14 protein-coding genes are annotated in these 21,647 nt (G+C 70.4%); 11 read left to right on the top strand and 3 right to left on the bottom strand.

Features of this window, described 5'->3' with window-relative positions; translation table 11 throughout:
* Positions 1 to 26 precede the first annotated feature (26 nt).
* The 4 genes from FPZ41_RS02645 (at position 27) to FPZ41_RS02630 (ending at position 4,852) form a co-directional block, all read left to right on the top strand.
* Positions 27 to 647 carry a LysE family translocator gene (locus tag FPZ41_RS02645; RefSeq protein WP_152858604.1) on the top strand — a complete coding sequence of 207 codons (621 nt, stop codon included), beginning with the start codon at positions 27 to 29 and terminating at the stop codon, positions 645 to 647.
* A gap of 417 nt (positions 648 to 1,064) precedes the next feature.
* Entirely contained in the window at positions 1,065 to 1,697 is a 633-nt protein-coding gene (locus tag FPZ41_RS02640; protein ID WP_152858602.1) for a DUF4232 domain-containing protein, read from the top strand.
* A 407-nt stretch (positions 1,698 to 2,104) separates the two neighbouring features.
* Positions 2,105 to 3,493, top strand: coding sequence for a glycoside hydrolase family 16 protein (locus tag FPZ41_RS02635; RefSeq protein WP_152858599.1), 1,389 nt, complete (start codon positions 2,105 to 2,107; stop codon positions 3,491 to 3,493).
* A 405-nt stretch (positions 3,494 to 3,898) separates the two neighbouring features.
* Positions 3,899 to 4,852: a LysR family transcriptional regulator gene (locus tag FPZ41_RS02630; protein WP_322619746.1), complete on the top strand. Its 954-nt coding sequence runs from the start codon at positions 3,899 to 3,901 to the stop codon at positions 4,850 to 4,852.
* Between the two features lie 40 nt (positions 4,853 to 4,892).
* Here FPZ41_RS02630 and FPZ41_RS02625 read toward each other — a convergent pair whose 3' ends face one another.
* Positions 4,893 to 5,933, bottom strand: a complete 1,041-nt coding sequence (locus tag FPZ41_RS02625) for a helix-turn-helix domain-containing protein (protein WP_407698741.1) — start codon at positions 5,931 to 5,933, stop codon at positions 4,893 to 4,895.
* A gap of 86 nt (positions 5,934 to 6,019) precedes the next feature.
* Between FPZ41_RS02625 and tkt the strand changes: the two genes are divergently transcribed.
* From tkt to FPZ41_RS02595, 6 genes are all read left to right on the top strand, one after another.
* Positions 6,020 to 8,113: a transketolase gene (gene tkt / locus FPZ41_RS02620; protein ID WP_152858590.1), complete on the top strand. Its 2,094-nt coding sequence runs from the start codon at positions 6,020 to 6,022 to the stop codon at positions 8,111 to 8,113.
* A gap of 72 nt (positions 8,114 to 8,185) precedes the next feature.
* Positions 8,186 to 9,760, top strand: coding sequence for a glucose-6-phosphate dehydrogenase (gene zwf / locus FPZ41_RS02615; protein WP_228022371.1), 1,575 nt, complete (start codon positions 8,186 to 8,188; stop codon positions 9,758 to 9,760).
* On the top strand, positions 9,757 to 10,692 hold the full coding sequence (gene opcA / locus FPZ41_RS02610; RefSeq protein WP_152858587.1) for a glucose-6-phosphate dehydrogenase assembly protein OpcA: 936 nt from the start codon (positions 9,757 to 9,759) through the stop codon (positions 10,690 to 10,692). Before zwf ends, opcA begins: the two co-directional genes overlap by 4 nt.
* A 92-nt stretch (positions 10,693 to 10,784) precedes the next feature.
* Positions 10,785 to 11,663, top strand: coding sequence for a phosphogluconate dehydrogenase (NAD(+)-dependent, decarboxylating) (gnd, locus tag FPZ41_RS02605; protein WP_152858668.1), 879 nt, complete (start codon positions 10,785 to 10,787; stop codon positions 11,661 to 11,663).
* A 360-nt stretch (positions 11,664 to 12,023) separates the two neighbouring features.
* On the top strand, positions 12,024 to 14,909 hold the full coding sequence (locus tag FPZ41_RS02600; protein ID WP_152858584.1) for a peroxidase family protein: 2,886 nt from the start codon (positions 12,024 to 12,026) through the stop codon (positions 14,907 to 14,909).
* A 115-nt stretch (positions 14,910 to 15,024) separates the two neighbouring features.
* Positions 15,025 to 16,398, top strand: a complete 1,374-nt coding sequence (locus FPZ41_RS02595; RefSeq protein WP_152858582.1) for a hypothetical protein — start codon at positions 15,025 to 15,027, stop codon at positions 16,396 to 16,398.
* A 6-nt stretch (positions 16,399 to 16,404) separates the two neighbouring features.
* On the opposite strand, the gene FPZ41_RS02590 is transcribed toward FPZ41_RS02595, so the two are convergent.
* Positions 16,405 to 17,988, bottom strand: a complete 1,584-nt coding sequence (locus FPZ41_RS02590) for an acetolactate synthase large subunit (protein WP_152858578.1) — start codon at positions 17,986 to 17,988, stop codon at positions 16,405 to 16,407.
* A gap of 250 nt (positions 17,989 to 18,238) precedes the next feature.
* Between FPZ41_RS02590 and FPZ41_RS02585 the strand changes: the two genes are divergently transcribed.
* On the top strand, positions 18,239 to 19,705 hold the full coding sequence (locus FPZ41_RS02585) for a translocation/assembly module TamB domain-containing protein (protein WP_322619745.1): 1,467 nt from the start codon (positions 18,239 to 18,241) through the stop codon (positions 19,703 to 19,705).
* Position 19,706: 1 nt separating this feature from the next.
* Here FPZ41_RS02585 and FPZ41_RS02580 read toward each other — a convergent pair whose 3' ends face one another.
* Entirely contained in the window at positions 19,707 to 21,590 is a 1,884-nt protein-coding gene (locus FPZ41_RS02580) for a bifunctional sugar phosphate isomerase/epimerase/4-hydroxyphenylpyruvate dioxygenase family protein (RefSeq protein ID WP_152858576.1), read from the bottom strand.
* Positions 21,591 to 21,647 lie beyond the last annotated feature (57 nt).

Below are 21,647 nucleotides of genomic sequence, written 5' to 3'. Positions count from 1 at the left end.
GCGATCCGGGGTGCGAGACTGAGCCCATGTTCGTTCAGCTCCTCGCGGCCACGGGTGTGCTCGCCGTCCTGACCATCGTTCCCGGTCCGGACATGGCCGTGGTGACGAAGCGGGCCATCGCGTCCGGCCGGCAGGACGGCCTGCGCACGGTCGGGGGCATCACGGCGGGACTGCTCATCTGGGGTGTGCTCACCGTGGTCGGCCTGGCGGCCGTCCTGGCGGCGTCTGCCACGGCCTACATGATCGTCAAGCTCGCCGGTGCCGCCTACCTCGGCTTCCTGGGTGTGCAGGCACTGCTGCAGAGCCGACGCAGCCGTTCGGTGGCTTCGGGGGCGAGCGCCCCGCCCTCATCCGGCAACCCGTGGCGCACAGGGCTGATCAGCGACGTATTCAATCCGAAGATCGCCGTCTTCTACACGGGCTTGCTGCCCACGCTCGCGCCGTCCGGTTTCCCGCCGCATATGGGGATGGCTCTGCTGGTCCTGGTCCACGCGGCCCTGACGCTCGTCTGGCTCGGCAGCTACGTGCTGGTGCTGGCCAAGGCCCGGGGCTTCTTCGAGAAGGCTGCCGTACGGCGCACCATGGACCGCATCACAGGTGTCGTCCTGATCGGGTTCGGCGTCAAGGTGGCCACCTCCCAGACCTGAACCGGAGCACCCGTACGCGCGAGCGTCGACCTGCCCGCGCCGGATACGCCGATGAGTACCGCCAGGCAAGTCTCCGAGAGCGTCGGACAGGTCGTCGGTAAGGTCCGCGCGGCCGCGGCCGCGCCGGGGCGGAACCGGCGCTCGCGTACTACGCGGTGCGGCCGTGCGGCTGCCCCGGGGGGCGCCGTTTCCCGCGCCGGACGGCGGCAGGGGAAGGGCACGGGAGGGGCGGGTGCGGACGGGATGTGCCCGGTGGTGGTGGGCGTTGTGCCTGGCTGTGCGTGTAACGGGGATGTATTAGGGGGTGGTTGGGCGGAACGGTTCGCCGGGCCTCGCCGGTCCTGGTGATCGGAAATACTCGCTCGTACCGACTCGTACCGAGCAGCCGGCACCCCAACCGATGCTGAGGAAGAAACAATGCGCGTTCGCAAGCTCACCTTCGCCGCCCTGGCCGTTGCCGCGGGTCTCTCGCTCACGGCCTGCCAGAACGACGATGGCGGCACGGCGCAGAGCGACCCGTCGTCCGCGTCCACCGCGGCCTCCTCGGGCGGCGGTTCGGCCTCGGACGGTTCGGATCAGGGCGGCGGGCAGGGCACGGTCGCCGGGACCGGCTCCAACGAGAACGGCGAGGTCGGCAAGTGCCGCACCGGCGAGCTGAAGTTCAAGGCGATCGACCACACCGTCGACGGCGACCCCGATGGCACCGTCGCGGTGGAACTGACGAACGGCGGCGGCCGGGACTGCGCGATCTCCGGGTACGCGGGCGTCGACCTGAAGACCAGCGCGGGGTCGCTGTCCGCGGAGCGCAGTGGTGAGGAGGTCACCCCGGGCGTTCTCAAGGACGGGGAGTCGGTGGCCTTCGGCATCAACTACCCGATCAACGACTCGGGCGGCTCCGGCGTCCGCATTACGGGACTGGTGGTGACCCCGCCGGACGAGACGAAGTCGGTCACCCTGGACTGGCCGGGCGCCGCCACCCTGCCCGTCACGGACGGTTCCGGCTCCCCGGTGAAGGTCGGCCCGATGGGGAGCGCCGGTCAGGGCGGCTGACCAGCACGTCCCAGGGTGCTCAGGCCGCACCGCGCCGCTGCCCGAGCACCCACCAGTGCGGATGCAAAGCCTCCCAGCCCCCAACACGCTGGACTCAACAGGGAAATCATCCGTCACCGCCCGGCACCGGCGGTACCGCCGACAACGGGCCGCCCCCGCGCACCGGCCTCGGCCCCGGCTTCGGCTTCGGCCTGCCTCGTACCGCACTTCCCGTACGGAGACGTCTCCTTCAGAGTGTGAACTCGCCCCTCTCCCAAGGAACTTTCGCCGCTTCACCTCTTGACGGCCCGAGTAACGGGGAGCACATTGGCCCCACACCTCTCGTTGAGAGCGCTCTCAAGCACGGTCTTCCCCAGGGCGCTCGCCTCAGCACCTGCGCACCCCACTCCGTACGCAAAGAGGTACTCATGAGGAAAACCCCCACACCTTCCGCACCCCCCAGACGGGGCCGCCTGCGTCGCACGCTCCTCGCCCTCGCCAGCGCGCTGAGCCTGGCCGCGGCCGGTGCCTCGGCGGCGCAGGCGTCCGCGCCCCCGCCGCCGTCCGGCTGGACCCAGGTCTTCGTCGACGACTTCGACGGCCCGGCCAACACCGGCGTCAACACCTCCAACTGGCAGTACGCTACGGGCACCTCCTACCCGGGCGGCCCCGCCAACTGGGGCACCGGCGAGGTCGAGACGATGACGAACAGCACCAACAACGTCGCGCTCGACGGCAACGGCAACCTCCGCATCACCCCACGGCGCGACTCCGCCGGCAACTGGACCTCGGGCCGCATCGAGACCAACCGCACCGACTTCCAGCCCCCGTCGGGCGGGAAGCTGCGCGTGGAGGGCCGTATCCAGATGCCGAACGTCACCGGCGTCGCGGCCGAGGGCTACTGGCCCGCGTTCTGGATGCTGGGCGCGCCCTTCCGCGGCAACTACCACAACTGGCCGAGCATCGGCGAGCTGGACATCATGGAGAACGTCCAGGGCCTCAACCGCGTGTGGTCCACGATGCACTGCGGCACCAACCCCGGCGGCCCGTGCAACGAGAGCACCGGCATCGGCAACTCCACGGCCTGTCCCAACACCACGTGCCAGTCGGGCTTCCACACCTACAGCATGGAGTGGGACCGGTCGGTGAGCCCGGAGGCGATCCGTTTCTACGTCGACGGCAACAACTACCACACGGTGACCGCCAACCAGGTCGACGCGACGACCTGGGCCAACGCCACCAACCACGGCTTCTTCATCATCCTGAACGTGGCGATGGGCGGCGGCTTCCCCGACGCGTTCGGCGGCGGCCTGGACGGCGACACCCAGCCCGGCAACCCCATGGTCGTCGACTACGTCCAGGTGCTGTCGGCCGGCGGGGGCACTACCCCACCGCCGACCGGCAACCGTGACGCGTACAGCGCCATCCAGGCCGAGTCGTACGACGGCCAGACCGGCGTGAGCACCGAGTCCACCTCCGACTCGGGCGGCGGCCAGAACATCGGCGGCCTCGCGAACGGCGACTGGGCCCTCTACCGGGGCGTGAACTTCGGCTCCACGGCGGCCACCCAGTTCAACGCCCGCGTCGCCAGCGGCGCCCCCTCGGGCGTCAGCGGCCTCGTCGAGGTCCGCCTGGACAGCCGTACGAACCCGCCCCTCGGCAGCTTCGCCATCGGCAACACGGGCGGCTGGCAGTCCTGGCGCACGGTCCCGGCGAACATCAGCGGTGTCACCGGGACCCATGACGTCTACCTCACGTTCACAAGCGGTCAGTCCCAGGAGTTCGTGAACGTGAACTGGTTCAACTTCGGCCGCTGAGCGAGAAGTCGGCTGTAGGCGGGGGCGCGCCCCGCGCGGACCCGGCCGGGGTGACTCCCGGCCGGGTCCGTACTTACGTCACCCGGGTCAGCGTCACCGCGGCCTTGAGGTCGGCCCAGAACTCCGGCCGGGCGTCGACCCGATGACCGAGACGGTAGACCGTCCTGGGTGTGGACGTGCAGGTGCGTGAAAGGTTCGGGCACCGTCTGCTCCTGGGTCGGTTCTGGAATCAGATGTGCACGTGCCGTTCGCGCGCAGCGACACGTCGTCGGGATTCGTCGTGGAGATTTCGACGTCGGGATTCGTCGTCGGGATCGTCATCCAAGCCCGGCGCCCGCAGCGGTTTCAAACAACGGGAGCAGACCGCCGTACAACCCATCGTTGTCGAGTGCTAGCGTCCCCCGGGTGAATCTGGAGTCCGTGCGCGCCTTCGTCGCCGTGGCGGAAGAAGGACAGTTCCGGCATGCTGCCGCTCGTCTCGGAGTGACCCAGCAGGCGGTGTCCAAACGCATCGCGGCGCTTGAGTCGTACCTCGGTGTCGCCCTGTTCAGGCGTGTGCCCACGGGTGCCGTCCTCACCGGGCACGGGGAGTCCTTCCTCCCGCACGCGCGTGCCGTCCTGATGGCGGTGCGGCAGGCCGTCGCGTCGGTACGGACCGCCGGGGAACCCCTCAGGGTCGACGTGCTGCGCAGTCATCTCGCGTCGGCCGAGATACTGCGGGACTTCCATCGCACACACCCGGACATCCCGCTGGAGACGGTGACCCTCGCCAAGGCCGACGCGGCTGTCCGCGCGCTCCTGGACGGCGAGATCGACGTGGCGTTCGCGTATCTGCGGAGCCCTGTCGAGGAACGTGACCCGCTGCTGAAGAGCGCTTTCGTGCACTTCGAGGGGCTGGACGTCGTCGTCGGTGCGCGGCACCCGCTCGCTGGGGCCGAACAGCTCGGTCCCGGAGATCTGGGTCCCTTCACCGCCTGGATGCCCGGCATCGTCGGCGGCAGTGAGTGGGGCGAGTTCTACCGCGAGTTCGGCGAGGCGTTCTCCCTGGTCATCGACTCAAGTGGCCCGAACTTCGGCCCGGAGTCACTCCTGGAGACGATCGGCGCATCGAGCTCGCTGATCACCTTCGTAGGACGGAAGACCCGCCTCACCTGGCCGGAGGACGAGACCCTGCGCCGGATCCCCCTCACGTCCCCCACTCCGACGTATCCCTGGTCCCTGGTCTGGCACTCGCACAACCGGCACCCCGGGCTGCGGGACCTGGTGTCGTACATGCGGGCGGGCTTCCGGCCGCCCGGCAGGGCCTCAAAGGTCTGGCTTCCGGAAGGGACGGACTTTCCGGCCCCGCAGGTGTTCTGATCCTCCAGCCCCTCCTGCGCTTGGGCCAAACGGGGTCCCCTCACCGCAGCTCCGCCCGGAACCCCACCGGAGTCACCCCCGCGTGCAGATGGAAGAACTTGGAGAAGTTGGCCGCGTCGGGGAACCCGACCGCGGCGCCGACGCGGCCGATCGGCATGTCCGTGTGGGCCAGCAGACGCTTGGCCTCCAGGACGACCCGCTTGTCGATGAAGCCCTTGGGCGTCTCCCCCGTGGCAGCGCGGACGGCGCGCACCAGCGTGCGGCGGGAGTAGCCGAGCGCGTCGGCGTACGCGCTGACGCTGTGGTTGGCCGCGAAGCCCTTCTCGACGGCGTCCCGGAACCGGGTGAAGGTGGTGTCGGCCCGTCGGCGCTCGGCTTCCGCCGTACCGGCCGCGAGGTGGGCCAGGCGGAGCAGGAACGCGGTGAGGGAGTGCCGCAGCACGGCGGAGTGCAGGCTGAGTGGGAGGGTCTCGGTGTCGGTGTACTCGCGTTCCAGCTGGTCGAGGGAGTGCCGTAGAGCGGCGAGCTGGGCCGCGTCCGGGCGCAGCAGCGGGGGCAGGTCGTAGCGGTAGAGGCCGGTCGCCTCGACGGTGGCACGCGGGAGGAAGCCGGGCTGCATGGTCAGGACCGTCCCGCGGTACCCGGCCGTACGGGAGAAGCGGTGAACCTGGCCGGGACGGATCCACAGCACGTCGCCTTCGGAGACCTCGTACTCGGCGAAGTCGATCATGTGGGTCACGGGGCCGCCGCCGAACAGCATGACCACATGGAAGTCGATGCGGTGCACACGCTCCAGCGGCACGTCCGGGTGCCAGGTGCGGTCCGGGTCCATGCGGCCGACCTGCATGCCGACGCCGGAGAGGCTGCGGTCGACGGGAAAGGGGAACGTCTTGATCCCATCACCGTCACGAGAGGTTCCCTCCGGGGCTCGGGAGGTTCCCTCTGAGGTTCGGGAGGTTCCTTCAGCGTCTCGGGGGGTCGGGGTTCTGTCTGCCATGTCCCTCTCGCGGCGGTTCGGCCCTGCGGTCCGCCCGGCAGTCTGCCCTGCGGTCGTTGTCCCACTTTCACCGAAGGCTGACACAGGCACACCTTCCCCGGTAAAAGTCAGACTTTTAGATTTGAAGGCGAACCGTCAATGGCTTCCCGTTCCGTGAGGACTTCTTGAAGATGAGTGCCCAGACATCCGATCGCTTCGAGTGGACCGACCTCGACCGGCGTGCCGTCGACACCGCCCGTATCCTCGCGGCCGACGCGGTGCAGAAGGTCGGCAACGGCCATCCTGGTACGGCGATGAGTCTCGCCCCGGCCGCGTACACCCTCTTTCAGAAGGTGATGCGACACGACCCCGCCGACCCCGAGTGGACCGGCCGTGACCGCTTCGTCCTCTCCCCCGGTCACACCTCGCTGACCCTCTACACGCAGCTCTTCCTCGCGGGCTACGAACTGGAGTTGGACGACCTGAAGGCGTTCCGCACGCACGGGTCGAGGACACCCGGCCACCCCGAGTACGGGCACACGGCGGGCGTCGAGACCACGACCGGCCCGCTCGGCCAGGGCGTCGCGAACGCGGTGGGCATGGCGATGGCCGCCCGCTACGAGCGTGGCCTGTTCGACCCGGACGCCCCCGAGGGCGAGTCGCCCTTCGACCACACCGTCTGGGCGATCGTGTCCGACGGCGACCTGGAGGAGGGCATCTCCGCCGAGGCCTCGTCGCTCGCCGGCCATCAGAAGCTCGGCAATCTGGTGTTCCTCTACGACGACAACCACATCTCCATCGAGGGCGACACCGCCACCGCGTTCTCCGAGGACGTACTGAAGCGGTACGAGGCGTACGGCTGGCACGTGCAGCGGATCGAGCCCGCCTTCAACGGCGACGTCGACGTCCCGGCGCTGTACGACGCGCTCAGGGCGGCGCAGGCCGAGACCGCGCGCCCCTCGATCATCGCGATGCGCACGATCATCGCCTGGCCCGCCCCGAACGCGCAGAACACCGAGGCCGCGCACGGCTCGGCGCTGGGCGAGGAGGAGGTCGCCGCCACCAAGCGGGTCCTCGGCTTCAACCCGGACGAGACGTTCCAGGTCGCCGACGCGGTGCTGGCCCACACGCGGGAGGCCCTGGACCGGGGCGCCGAGACGCACGCCGCCTGGAGCAAGCAGCTCGACGAGTGGCGCGGCACCAACCCGGAACGCGCCCAGCTGTTCGACCGGGTCGTCGCGGGCCGGCTGCCCGAGGGCTGGGAGCAGGCGCTGCCGGTCTTCGAGGAGGGCGCGTCCGTCGCCACGCGTGCCGCGTCCGGCAAGGTCCTCCGGACGCTCGGCACGGTGATCCCCGAGCTGTGGGGCGGCTCCGCCGACCTCGCGGGCTCCAACAACACCACCATCGACAAGACGAGTTCGTTCCTCCCCGCGGGCAACCCGCTGCCGGAGGCGGACCCTTACGGCCGCACCATCCACTTCGGTATCCGTGAACACTCCATGGCCGCGGAGATGAACGGCATCGCGCTGCACGGCAACACCCGCATCTACGGCGGCACCTTCCTCGTCTTCTCCGACTACATGCGCAACGCCGTACGCCTGTCGGCGCTGATGCAGCTCCCTGTGACGTACGTGTGGACGCACGACTCCATCGGTCTCGGCGAGGACGGCCCCACCCACCAGCCCGTCGAACACCTCGCCTCCCTGCGTGCCATCCCGGGCCTGAACATCGTCCGCCCGGCCGATGCCAACGAGACCGCCATCGCGTGGGCCGAGATCCTCAAGCGGCACGCCACCCGTCCGGCCCCGCACGGTCTCGCGCTGACCCGTCAGGGCGTGCCCACGTATGCCCCCAACCCCGAGGCGGCGAAGGGTGGTTACGTCCTCCTGGAGTCCTCGACCGGGATGCCGGACGTGATCCTCATCGCCACCGGTTCCGAGGTGCAGCTCGCCGTCGCCGCTCGCGAGCGGCTGGAGGCGGAGGGAGTCGGTACGCGGGTGGTGTCGATGCCGTCCGTGGAGTGGTTCGAGGAGCAGCCGCGCGCCTATCGCGCGAGCGTGCTGCCGCCGGAGGTGAAGGCCCGTGTCGCGGTCGAGGCGGGTATCGGGCTGACCTGGTACCGGTACGTCGGTGACGCCGGACGGATCGTGTCGCTGGAGCACTTCGGTGCCTCCGCGGACGCCCGGACCCTGTTCGCCGAGTACGGCTTCACCTCCGAGAACGTCGTCAACGCGGCCCGGGCTGTGCTCAGTTCGACCACTGACCCGGCCGCAGCCCGCAGTTGATGGGAGCGCCTGAAGAAAGATGATCACTGTGACCACCGAAGCGAGTTCTGCGAGGAAGGGAGTTGACGGGGAATGAGTGAGCAGGTTCTCACCCGTAGTGAGGACTTCAGGGACGTTGTCGAGGTCCGTGGGGCCAATCCCCTGCGCGATCCCCGCGACCGCCGGCTCCCCCGTGTCGCGGGCCCCTCGGGCCTGGTCATCTTCGGGGTGACCGGTGACCTGTCCCGCAAGAAGCTGATGCCGGCCGTGTACGACCTGGCCAACCGTGGTCTGCTGCCGCCGGGCTTCTCGCTCGTCGGGTTCGCGCGCCGCGACTGGGAGGACCAGGACTTCGCGCAGGTAGTGCACGACGCGGTGCGCGAGCACGCTCGTACGCAGTTCCGTGAGGAGGTCTGGGCGCAGCTCGCCGAGGGCATGCGGTTCGTGCCGGGCGACTTCGACGACGACGCCGCATTTGAGCAACTGCGCAGCGCAGTCGAGGAGTTGAACGCCTCTCGCGGCACCAGTGGCAACTTCGCGTTCTACCTCTCCGTGCCGCCGAAGTTCTTCCCGAAGGTCGTCCAGCAGCTGAAGAAGCACGGCTTGGCGGACGCGCCGGAGGGGTCCTGGCGGCGCGCGGTCATCGAGAAGCCGTTCGGTCACGACCTGGCCAGTGCCCGCGAGCTGAACGCGATCGTGCACGAGGTGTTCGACCCGGAGCAGGTGTTCCGCATCGACCACTACCTGGGCAAGGAGACCGTCCAGAACATACTGGCGCTGCGCTTCGCCAACCAGATGTACGAGCCGATCTGGAACCGGTCGTTCGTCGACCACGTCCAGATCACGATGGCGGAGGACATCGGCATCGGTGGCCGCGCCGGTTACTACGACGGCATCGGCTCGGCCCGGGACGTCATCCAGAACCACCTGCTCCAGTTGATGGCGCTGACCGCCATGGAGGAGCCCATCGCGTTCGACGCCGAGTCGCTGCTCACCGAGAAGCTCAAGGTCCTCAAGGCAGTACGGCTGCCGGAGGACCTCGGGGCGCACACCGTGCGCGGCCAGTACGCGCCCGGCTGGCAGGGCGGCGAGCAGGTGCCCGGATATCTCCAGGAGGAGGGCATCGCCCCGACGTCGCGGACCGACACATACGCGGCGATCAAGCTGGAGGTCGACAACCGCCGCTGGGCGGGCGTCCCCTTCTATCTGCGCACGGGCAAGCGCCTCGGCCGCAGGGTCACCGAGATCGCGGTGGTCTTCCAGCGGGCGCCCCACTCCCCCTTCGACTCCACCGCCACCGAGGAGCTCGGCGAGAACGCGGTCGTCTTCCGGGTCCAGCCCGACGAGGGCATGACCGTGCGCTTCGGGTCGAAGGTGCCGGGTACCTCGATGGAGATCCGGGACGTGTCGATGGACTTCGCGTACGGCGAGTCGTTCACGGAGTCCAGCCCGGAGGCGTACGAACGTCTGATCCTGGATGTACTGCTGGGCGACGCCAACCTGTTCCCCCGCCACCAGGAGGTGGAGGAGTCCTGGAGGATCCTCGACCCGATCGAGGAGCACTGGGAGCGGCACGGCGGGCCCGCGCAGTACCGCTCGGGCACCTGGGGGCCCGAGGAAGCCGACGAGATGCTCGCACGAGATGGACGGAGCTGGCGCAGGCCATGAAGATCGACCTCACCGACACCACGGCAAGCAAGATCAACAAGGCGCTCGTGCAGGGACGCCGGGCCATCGGCACCCCCGCCGTGGGCATGGTCCTGACGATGGTCATCGTGACCGACGAGGAGAACGCCTACGACTCGCTCAAGGCCGCCGAGGAGGCCTCGCACGAGCATCCCTCGCGCACCCTGGTCGTCATCAAGCGGCTGGCCCGCACCCCTCGCGAGCGCACCAGGTCCCACCTGGACGCCGAGGTCCGCGTGGGCGCGGACGCGGGCACCGGGGAGACGGTCGTGCTGCGGCTGTACGGCGACGTGGCCGACCACGCCGACTCCGTGGTCCTGCCGCTGCTGCTGCCGGACGCACCGGTCGTCGTCTGGTGGCCGGTGAACGCGCCCGAGGTGCCCTCGAAGGACCCGCTCGGCGCCCTGGCCCAGCGCCGGATCACCGATCTGTACGCCGTCGAGAACCCCATCGCCGTGCTGGAGCAGCGGGTCGTCTCGTACGCGCCGGGCGACACCGACCTGGCCTGGACCCGGCTCACCCCGTGGCGTTCGATGCTGGCCGCGGCCCTCGACCAGGCCCGCACGGAGATCACGTCCGCCGCCGTCGAGAGCGAGGCCGAGAACCCGAGCGCCGAGCTGCTGGCGCGCTGGCTTCAGGTGCGGCTGCGGGTGCCCGTCGAGCGTGTGGTCACCGCCGGGCCGGTGGTGACCGGGGTCCGCCTCGGCACCGAGAAGGGCGAGGTCGTCATCGACCGCCCCGAGGGCCCGCTGGCCACGCTCACCCTGCCGGGCCAGCCCGCACGCACCCTCGCCCTGAAGGTGCGCCCCATGTCCGAGCTGATCGCCGAGGAGCTGCGTCGGCTCGACGCGGACGAGATGTACGCGGTCACCCTGCGGGGCGAGCACACGAAGGAGACCGCGACCCATGTGTGACGTCCCCGGTCTCGACCCGTCGACCGCCGCGCCGGCGGCCGCCCACCGCAATCTTCGGAACGTTCAAGGAGAAGTGAACTGACATGGCAGCGATGCAGCTGGGTCTCGTCGGCCTCGGCAAGATGGGCGGCAATATGCGCGAGCGGATCCGCCGCGCGGGCCACACCGTCCTCGGCTACGACCGCAATCCCGACGTCTCCGATGTGAGCAGCCTGCACGAGCTCGTGGAGAGGCTGGACGGTCCGCGGGTGGTGTGGGTGATGGTGCCCGCGGGCGGTCCCACGCAGTCGGTCATCGACGAGCTGGCCGGCCTGCTGTCCCCCGGTGACACGGTCGTCGACGGCGGCAACTCGCGCTGGACGGACGACGAGAAGCACGCGGAGCAACTGGCCGCGCACGGGATCGGTTTCGTGGACGCGGGTGTGTCCGGCGGCGTCTGGGGCCTGGAGAACGGCTACGCGCTGATGGTCGGCGGTGAGAAGGAGCACGTGGAACGGCTCCAGCCGATCTTCGAGGCACTCAAGCCGGAGGGGCCGTACGGGTACGTGCACGCCGGCAAGGTGGGCGCCGGGCACTTCGCGAAGATGGTCCACAACGGGATCGAGTACGCGATGATGCAGGCGTACGCGGAGGGCTGGGAGCTGCTGGAGAAGGTGGACTCCGTGACCTCCGTGCGCGAGGTGTTCCGCTCCTGGCAGGAGGGGACGGTCATCCGCTCCTGGCTCCTCGACCTCGCGGTCGACGCGCTCGACGAGGACGAGCACCTGGAGAAGCTGCGCGGGCATGCGGAGGACTCGGGTGAGGGGCGCTGGACGGTGGAGGCCGCGATCGACAACGCGGTACCCCTGCCGGCGATCACCGCGTCGCTGTTCGCCCGCTTCGCCTCCCGGCAGGGCGACTCTCCCCAGATGAAGCTGATCGCGGCCCTCCGTAACCAGTTCGGCGGCCACGCGGTGGAGTCGTCCCAGTAGTTGGCCATGTAGCCATGTGGCCATGTGGCCATCACATGCGGGATCACCACCCCGGGGTTAGGCTGAAGCGAGGGGTCCGTCACATGGTGTGTGCGGCCCCCGGGTCATGACCGCCGGGAAGCGGAGCGCTTCCCGGCCAGGTCCACATCCATCGCCTGTGGTTGCTGGGACACCAGAACACGGAATGGACCCTCTACATACGTTCCATAACAGCCTTGACGTGCCCTATTGCCACTGTCTGCACGATTGTTCGGAGATGTGTACATGGCGCGAACTGTCGCTGTGGGAACCGGCCGCCGCCGGTAGCGTGTGCTGGCCCCCCGACCCGTTCGCATCCCTACGTACGTAAGGAAACGATCGATGGCCGAGACCGGGCAGCAGGACCAGCGGGTCCAGCGGTACGAACGGTACGAGGGCGGCAGTCCCGAGGCGGAGCGGCTCGTGTTCGAGCGGCTGGCACGGGAGTTGATGGACGTCCAGGTCAGGAACCGGCGCGCCGGGGGCGGCGGGATCGCCCGCGCCTTCCACGCCAAGGCGCCGGTGGGCGTGGAGAACGCCCGGCTGCGCTTCCACGACGATCTGCCCGCGGAACTGCGGGTGGGCTTCGCGCAGCCCGGCGCCGAGTACGCGGCCACCGTGCGGTTGTCCAACGCCAGTGGTATCCGGCAGGGCGACGGTTCGCCCGATCTGCGGGGGGCCGCCGTACGCGTGAGGGGACCGGAGGGCGAGAGTCACGACCTGCTCGCGACCAGCCATCCCGTCTCGCACGCCCGGAACGCGCGCGAGTTCGTGGCCTTCGCCAAGGCCATGGCGGGCGCCAGGAACCCGCTGCAGAAGGCGTTCGGGCTGTTCGTGAAGCTGCCGCTGGCCGTGGGGCTCGGGACGGCCAACCGGATGCGGAAGAACGTCCAGGCCGCCACCCGGCGGACCGTCGACTCGCTCGCCACCGAGACGTACTGGAGTCGGGGCGCCATCCTGTGGGGCGATGCCGGGCCCGTGCGCTATCTGCTGCGTCCGGCGGCGGGCAGCCCGCCCGCGGCCACCACCGACCGCAAGGATCCGCAGTTCCTGCAAGGGGAGTTCACCCGGCGGCTCGCGAAGACGGACGTCGTGTTCGACCTGTGCGTGCAGCGGTACGTGGACGAGCGGCACACACCGGTGGAGGACGCCTCCGTCGAGTGGAAGGACACCGTCGCGCCCGCGCTGCCGATCGCCCGGCTCACCCTCCCCCGCCAGGACCTGACCAGTGCCGAGGCCCGTGCCGCCACCCAGCGGATCGAGGAGCTCGCCTTCAACCCCTGGTACACGACCGATGAGTTCCGCCCACTGGGCAATATCAACCGGGCCCGGAAGGCCGCGTACCGGGCGAGTAGCGCGCACCGGCTCGGGTTGCGCTTCGTCACGGAGGAACCGCTGCGGAACCGGCTGCTCGCCCGTCCCGTGGGCACCGCGTTCGCGCTGCTGAACCGGTATGTGCCCTGGCACCGGCTGCCGGTCCGGCTGAGCCTGCTGAACCTGGTGTTCCTGCGGAAGGTGCTGCGGCGGCTCAATCTCATCGACACCGAGGTGCGCGAGGCTCCGCCGAAGGCCCAGCCCGTACCGGAGCCCATCCCGGAGCGGCTGCGCACGGAGCGGTCGTACGACGGGACGTACAACGATCTGTCCGACCCGAGGATGGGCGCGGTCGGTTCCGCCTTCGGGCGCAATCTGAAGCCGGACTACCAGCCGGACACGTTCGACGTGCCGAACCCGGTGACGGTCAGCCGTCAGCTCCTGTACCGGGAGAGCTTCGTGCCGGCGACCTCGCTCAATGTGATCGCCGCCGCCTGGATCCAGTTCCAGGTGCACGACTGGGTCAACCACCGCCGTTACAAGCTCGATGACCGCAGCGTGCAGGTGCCGCTGCCGCCCGGCTCCGAGCCCTGGTACAACACGCCCGGCGGGCCTGCCGAGAACGTCATGCGGATCGCCGAGAACGAGGGGCTTCAGCAGCCGGGCGACCGCCCGCCGATCCTGTTCGGCAACTACGCCTCGCAGTGGTGGGACGGCTCCGAGGTGTACGGCGCGGACGAGCGGACCGCGCGGTTCCTGCGTGAGCCGGACGGCGGCGCCAGGCTCCGTCTGGAGGACGGACACCTGCCGGGCGGGACGAACGGCATACCGCTCACCGGCTTCAACGAGAGCTGGTGGATGGGCCTCAGCGCGATGCACACGCTGTTCGCACGCGAGCACAACGCGGTGTGCGACGCGCTGCGCGCCGAGTACCCGTCGATGAGCGAGGAGCACATCTACCACACGGCGCGGCTGGTGGTCTCGGCACTGATCGCCAAGATCCACACCGTGGAGTGGACGCCGGCGATCCTCGCCACCGAGGCCATCGACATCGCCCTGAAGACCAACTGGCAGGGGCCGCCGAAGAGCTGGCTCAACCAGCTGGGTCTGTGGCTGTTCGAGGCGCACTCGCTGACCGGTATCCCCAAGACGCTGCCGGACCACCACGCGGCGCCGTACTCGCTGACCGAGGACTTCACGACCGTCTACCGCATGCACCCGCTGATCCCGGACGACTTCGAGCTGCGCGAGCACAGCTTCGGGCAGCGTCTGGAGACCGTGGGCTTCCTGGACATCCACGGCGGCGCGGCCGAGACGCAGATCCGCAAGACAGGGCTGGCGAACGCGCTGTACTCGTTCGGCATCGCCCACCCCGGCGCGATCACGCTGCACAACTTCCCCCGCTCGCTCCAGCGGTTCGAGCGCGACGGCGAGATCATCGACCTGTCGGTCGTCGACCTGGTACGGACCCGGCGGCGCGGGGTGCCCCGCTACAACGACTTCCGGGCGGGCCTGCACAAGCCGCGGCTGCGTTCCTTCGAGGAGGTCTCGCAGAACCCGGAGACCGTGGCACGGCTGAAGGACGTCTACCGCTCGGTGGACGAGATCGACACCGTGGTCGGCCTGTTCGCGGAGAACCCGCCGACGGGCTTCGGGTTCAGCGACACCGCGTTCCGCATCTTCATCCTGATGGCCAGCCGCCGGCTGCAGAGCGACCGGTTCCTGACGGTCGACTACCGGCCCGAGATCTACACCCCGCTGGGCATCGACTGGGTGGAGCAGGGCGGCATGAACTCGGTGATCCTGCGCCACTGCCCGGAACTGGCGGGCCTGCTGCCGCGCGGGGCGAGCGCGTTCGCGCCGTGGCGTACGGTCCGGCCGGCGAGCAACGGAGACCCGAGTGACAAGAACTGACGAGGTCTGAGAGAGAACTGACGGGGCCTGAGAGACAAGAGGCAACGCAGGAGTCAGTCAACGCAAGAATCAACGGGGGATTCACATGTCAGTGATTGACGATCGACCAGAGAACATGAGCGCGGCCCAGGGCCACCCTGGGCTCGAGGACCTGTTCCGGCGCCCCTTGCTGGAGACGGTCTGGCGGCGCCGCACCCACCGGGTCAGCCGGGGCGCGTCGGTGACCGCCGGAACGATGAGCTACTCCTCCCCGCACACCGCGCAGCCCCTGTCGGAGCTGGAGGAGGCGGTACTCATCGCGATCACCGGGTGCACGGGGCTGACCATGCCGGACCGGCCGTTCGACGACCCGCGGGACGGCAAGCCCATCATGGCCAAACCCAACCTGACCATGGCGGGCCGCACCGCGGGCAGCCCGGACAACGCCCAGGGCACCCACTTCTTCATGATCAACGACTCGGGGACGTACTACCTGCGCAAGCTGCCGCCCGCGCCGCGGGAGCCGTTCGACGCGGACACACTGATCGCGCGAGCCCGCGAGTCGAAGGTGAAGGTCCTCGACCACCGCCTCGACGTGGCCGAGGGACAGCGCGACTTCCCGGCATACCTCGACTCGAACCGGTTCCTGTCCAACCTGCCCGGGACGACGCTGTTCTTCCCGGTCGTCGACCTGTCGCACCAGTACGTCAACGCCTTGATGTACCTGCTCACCCAGCCGGACGGGGCCCGGCCGACCCTGGTCGACGACCGCAACTTCTACCGCCCGGCCGGGGTGAAGAAGTGGATCGAGAACGGCTTCCTCAACAAGGACCTGAAGCTGCCGCTCGGCGCGCTCGGCCCCCTGCGCACACAGATCGAGGCGGACCTGCTGCTGCAGAACCTGATGCTGACGGCGGAGGGCATGGGTCTCGGCGCCTGGATCCACGCCTCGCTCCATCCGCAGATCGCGCTGGGCGACCCGAAGTTCTCCCGTCGCTACGGCAGGATGCTCGGCTTCACGTTCGTCACCCCGCGCTGGCGCCTCGCCGACCTGTGGCGCTGGCACATCCCGCTGCCCAGGTACCGCGACGTCCGCTCCCACCCGGTCGGTCTGCGCTCCCCCGAGGGCGAACCGCTGATCGCGGCCGCGTGCCCACCGGCGTACCGGTCGATGTCGGACGCCGTGGACGCGGTCATCCGCGAGAAGTTCGGGCCGGGCGGCACGTACACCGACAAGGACGTCTTCGCCCGGATCTACAAGGAGGACTACGGGCAGCGGTACCTCGCCGAGGCCAGCGAGTACGAGGAGCGGGTGATCGAGTGTGCGCGGGACATCTGTGAGTACGTCCTGCGCACGCACGGCCGCTTCCCGGCACACACGGACGCGATCCACGTGCCGGGCGTCTGGCTCCAGGCACATCACGTCGAGACCGAGTACTACGAGCGCTACTTCGTGAACGGACTGACCGACGCCCACCGCAGGCACCGGGAGGCGTGGGACCGGTCGTAGCGGCGGCTAGCCGGCCGGCGGCACGTCGCAGTCGACGAGGTAGGGGCCGGGCTCGGCGAGGGCCCGGCCCAGGATGGCGGTGAACTCCTCAGCGGTGGTGGCCTGTTCGGCGGGGACGCCCATGGCGCGGGCGAGACCGACGAAGTCGAGGTCGGGCCGGGACAGTTCGAGGAGGTCGGCGACCCATTCCCCGTCGGGGTCGGCGCCGGCGGACATCAGCTCCCGGCTGAGGGCCGAGTAGGCGCGGTTGTCGAAGACGACGACGGTGACGTCGAGTTCCTCGCGGGCCATCGTCCACAGCGCCTGGGGGCTGTACATCGCGCTGCCGTCCGCCTCCAGGGCCAGCACGCGCCGGTCGGGGGCGGCCAGTGCGGCGCCCACGGCCGCGGGCAGCCCCTGGCCGATGGCGCCGCCGGTCAGGGGCAGCCAGTCGTGCGGCGGTGCGCCCGCGGTGGCGTCCGGCAGCCACAGGCCCGAGGTGTTCGACTCGTCGACGACGATCGCTCCCTCGGGCAGCAGCGCGCCGATCGCCGCGGCGGCCGACTCGGCGGTGAGCTCACCGGTGGGCCGCTCGGGACGGAGAGGCTTCTGCCGAAAGGGACTCGGCGGGTCGAAGGCACCCGCCAGTTCTTCCAGCGCTGCCGTCACATCCTCCGTCCCCTCGGCCAGCGACCGCACCTCGCAACCGTGCGGCTCCGGGCGGCCGTGCTGCTCCGGATGCGTGAAGAAGGCCACTGGAGTCGTGGTGCCCGCGAGCAACAGGTATCGTATTTCCGCGAGTTGGGCGGAGGCGTCGGCGGTCCCGTGTGCGAGCCGCTCGACCGGGGGCAGTCCGGCGCCGCGCTCCAGCCGGGCGGGGAAGGACTCGCAGAGCAGCCGGGCGCCCGTCGCAGCGGCGATACGGGCGGCGGCGTGCAGTCCGGGGCCGTGGGTGGCGGCGCCGCCGAGGAGGAGGACGGCTGGTTCCCCGGACCTCAGCACCTCGGCGGCGGCCGCCACGGCCGCCGAGGACACGGCACCCGGCCGGGGCCGAGTTCCCGGCCGGGCGCCCGGCACCTCGACCCGGACCGTCCCGGAGCTCTTGTCCGCCTCCGACGACGACACGTCCGCGGGCACGACAAGGGTCGCCACCGAGCCGGGCGGTCCGTATGCCGCCGCGACCGCCTCCGCGACGTCCCCCGCCAGATCGGTGGCCTGATACGTGCGCCGGGTCCAGCCGGAGACCGTGCGGGCCAGGGACATGAGGTCGGACTCCGGGGACGCGTCGAGGCGTTGGTGCCGCGGCGCGTGGTCGCCGACGATGTTCACGACAGGGGTGCCGACGCGGCGGGCGTTGTCCAGGTTGGCCAGTCCGTTCGCCAGGCCCGGGCCCAGGTGCAGAAGAGTGCAGGCCGGTTTCCCCGCGATGCGTGCGTAGCCGTCGGCGGCGCCCGTGGCGACCCCCTCGAAGAGGCACAGGACGGGCCGCATCCGGGGCACGTCGTCCAGGGCGGCCACGATGTGCGTCGCGGAGGTGCCGGGGTGGGCGAAACACATGTCGACGCCCGCGTCCACTAGGCCTTCGATGAGGATCTGCGCTCCGTTCGGCATGACGGTCCGCCTCCGCGTCGGGTGCGTTCGGCTGAGGGTCCAGGCCCTGTCGTCAAACTCCCTCCCCCACTGCCTTAAGGGCGTGGGAGGTGCCCCCAGCCCTCCGGGCGGACGACGGGAGTTTGACGACAGGGCCTGGGGCGGGCTGCGCGGGTTGCCAGTCTCATGGCGTTGCGGTCGGGGTGTCTGCCGGGAATTCGGACAGCCACGGCGAGTTGACAGCCCAGAGGGGTCACGTCAGAGTCCCGGCGTGAGCGAGATCAACGATCTGACGCCGGCCGAGGCGCGGGTGTGGCGGGCGTTTCCCCGGGGCGAGGCCGTGGACTTCCGTACGGCTGGGGACGAGGACGCCTCGCCCGGCGGCGAGTGGGGGCCGGAGCGGACCGTACGGGCGAGCGTGGTGCGGGCGCTGCTGCTGAAGGCTCCGCGGCAGGAAGGGGAGGTCGCCGCGCTCAAGGTCGCCGGTGCCCGGATCACCGGCGTCCTGGACCTGCGGTACGCGACGGTCGACAGCGTCGTACGCCTGAGCCAGTGCCGCTTCGACGACGCTCCCGACCTGTCCGGCGCCCATCTGAGTTACCTCAACCTGTCCGGCTCCGTGCTTCCCGGCCTGGCTTCGGCGCGTGTCAGGGTGGACGGCAGTCTGCGGCTGACGCGCTGCCGGCTGCGCGGACCGGTCCGCCTCGGCGGGGCACAGATCTCGGGGACGCTGTTCCTGGAGGGGGCGGAGCTCACCGCGCCGGACGGGCCGCAGCCCGTACTGCAGCTCAAGCAGGCGACCATCGAGGACGAGATATGTGCGCCCAGGCTGCGCACGCACGGCGAGATACGGCTCGACGGCGCCGCCGTCGCCGGATCGGTCGACCTCAACGGGGCACGGCTGTACCACCCCGGCCACGCCGTCCTCGACGCACAAACCCTTGTCGTGGAGGGCAATGTCCTCATGCGGCGCGTGGAAGCGGCCGGCTGGATCGGCCTGGGCGGCGCCCGTGTCGCGGGCCGCCTCGACCTGTCGCACATCCGTCTGTCGAACCCCGGTGACGCGGCGCTGCGGGCGAGCGGCTCCACGTTCGGGGAACTCTGGCTGCGGGGAAGCGCGTCGCTGGACGGCAGACTCAATCTGCGCCGCACCCAGATCGACGTCCTGTTCCTGGAACCGGAGGCGGTGCCGGACGTGGTCCTCCTCAACAGCCTCGGCTACACCACGCTCATCCCCCACGAGCCCGCCGAGCGCCGCCTGCCGATGCTGGAGCGGGACCGCGAGGGGTATGTCCCGCACGCCTACGAGCAGTTGACCGCCGCCTACCGCCGCATCGGCGACGACCACGCGGCCCGCCTCGTGCAACTCGCCAAGCAGCGCCGCCACCGCTCCACGCTTGCCTGGTACGGCCGTCTGTGGGGCCACGTCCAGGACGCGACCGTCGGCTATGGTTTCCGCCCGCTGCGCGCCTGCGTCTGGTTGCTGTCGCTGCTCGCCGTCGGCTCGGCCGCGTACGGGCTGCACCACCCGCCCCCGCTCAAGCCGTCCGAGGCCCCGCAGTTCGACCCGGTGTTCTACACGCTCGACCTGCTGCTGCCGGTGATCTCCTTCGGCCAGGAGGGCGCGTTCGCCCCGCAGGGCTGGTATCAGACGCTGTCCTACGTCCTCATCATCACGGGCTGGATTCTGGCCACGACGGTCCTCGCCGGTGTGACCAGGTCCGTCAGCCGTAGTTGAGTCACCGCACGGCGTGCTGCGCGGCCAGCCGGACGGGCGCGTTGCGGGCACCGTAGCCGCGGTAGCCGCCGTCGCGCTGGACGAGTTCGAAGAAGACGCGGCCGACGGTGTCGGTGTAGCAGTGCCGGAACTCGCCGTGTGCGTCCCGGTCGTAGAGGATGCCCAGCTCGCGGTACGTCTCCAGCTCCCCGTCGGCGAACTCGTACTGGGCGGCCAGGTCGTCGTGGTAGTTCGCGGGCACCGTCAGCAGTCGGCCGCCGGCGGCGCGGAACGCGCGGGCCGTCGCGACCACGTCGTCGGTGGCGAGCGCGATGTGCTGGGCGCGGGCGCCGTCGTCGGTGGGAGCGGCGCCGACGCCGAGGGCGATACGGACGCTGCCGTCGGGGTTGCTGACCGCGCGACTGCGGTGCAGTCCGTAGGGGTCGGCGACGTCGACGCACTCCTGGGCGTGCAGCCCGAGCACGCCGCGATGGAAGAGGACCGCCTCGTCGAACTCGTGCCAGGGCTGGGTGAGGGCCAGGTGGTCGATACGGGTGACTCCGTGGGGGGTCGCGTCGTGGTGCGGGACGTCCACGAAGTCGGCGCGCCAGTCGGGGAGTTCCGGTTGATTCGCGATGCCGGTGGCGACCTCGGCGACCGCCCTGTTCGTCCTGTTCATGCCGTTCGTGGCGACTGTGGCGACTGTGGCGACTGTGGCGACTGTGGCGACGAAGAAGAGTTCCGTGCCGTCGGGGGCCGCCACCGCGTCGAGGGGCGCGTCCTCGGGAGCGCGGCGGCGCGGCAGCACGGGGGCGAGGAGGGCCTCGGCGCGGCGGGCCGCTCCGGCGGGGTCCGGGGATTCCAGGCCGACGGCGGCGAGAAAGGTGCCGTGGCGGCGGGCGGCCGGGCCCAAGTTGACCAGGATGCGGGCCTCGCCCTGCTGCCACAGGTCCACGGGCTTGCTGCGGTGGCGGGCCGTCCGGGCGAAGCCGAGGGCGCCGAGGAGCGCGGAGGCGGGTTCCGCGTCGACGGTGACGAGTTCGACGAAGGCCGCGCCCGTGGGGACGACGGGTGCGGGCAGCGGGGCCAGGCCGGCCGCCTCCTGGAGCACGAGGAGGGAGCGGTGCGCGTCGATGGCGGTGGGACCCGCCTCGGCCTGCCGGAACACGTCGTTGAAGATCTCCAGGGACAGCGGGCCCTGGTATCCGGCCGCGATGACGTGCCGGAGCAGGCCGGTGACGTCGAGGCCGCCCTGCCCGGGGAAGCAGCGGTAGTGGCGGCTCCACTGCAGGACGTCCATCGCCATGAGCGGGGCGTCGGCGAGTTGCAGGAAGAAGATCTTCTCGCCGGGGATGTCGGCGATGCCCTCGAGGTCCTTCGGGTCGGAGCCGCGGGCGAGGATGTGGAAGCTGTCCAGGCAGGTGCCGAGCGCCGGATGGCCGGCCGCCTCGACGATGCGCCAGGCGTGGTCGTACGTGTTCACGTGCCGCCCCCACGCCAGCGCCTCGTACGCGACGCGGATGCCGAAGCCCTGGGCGAGGTCGGCCAGTTGGCACAGCTGGGCAGCGGCGAGCGCGTCGTCGTCCCGGGCGAGCGGGGAGACGCTGGAGCAGACGAGGACGGTGTCGGCGCCGAGGCGGCCCATCAGCTCGAACTTGTGGTGGGCACGCCGCAGGTTGCGGGCGAACTCCTCCGGCGGCACGGCCTCGATGTCGCGCATGGGCTGGTAGAGGTCGATGCTCAGGCCCAGGTCGGCGCAGCGGGCGCGGATCTCCTCGGGGGTGAGGGGGCTGGCGAGCAGGTCGTTCTCGAAGATCTCGACGCCGTCGAAACCCGCCCGGGAGGCGGCCGTGAGTTTCTCGGTGAGGGATCCGCTGAGCGAGACGGTGGCGATGGAGGTACGCATGGACAGTGCTCCTTCAGGACCTGGGTTCCGGCAGCACGCCCGGGGGCGCAGGGCTGT

Origin of the sequence: Streptomyces acidicola, assembly GCF_009377235.1 — a bacterium.
In the GTDB taxonomy this organism is placed as follows: domain Bacteria; phylum Actinomycetota; class Actinomycetes; order Streptomycetales; family Streptomycetaceae; genus Streptomyces; species Streptomyces acidicola.
The sequence above is the reverse complement of the archived record's forward strand: the minus strand, read 5'-3'. Positions and strand labels throughout refer to the sequence as shown.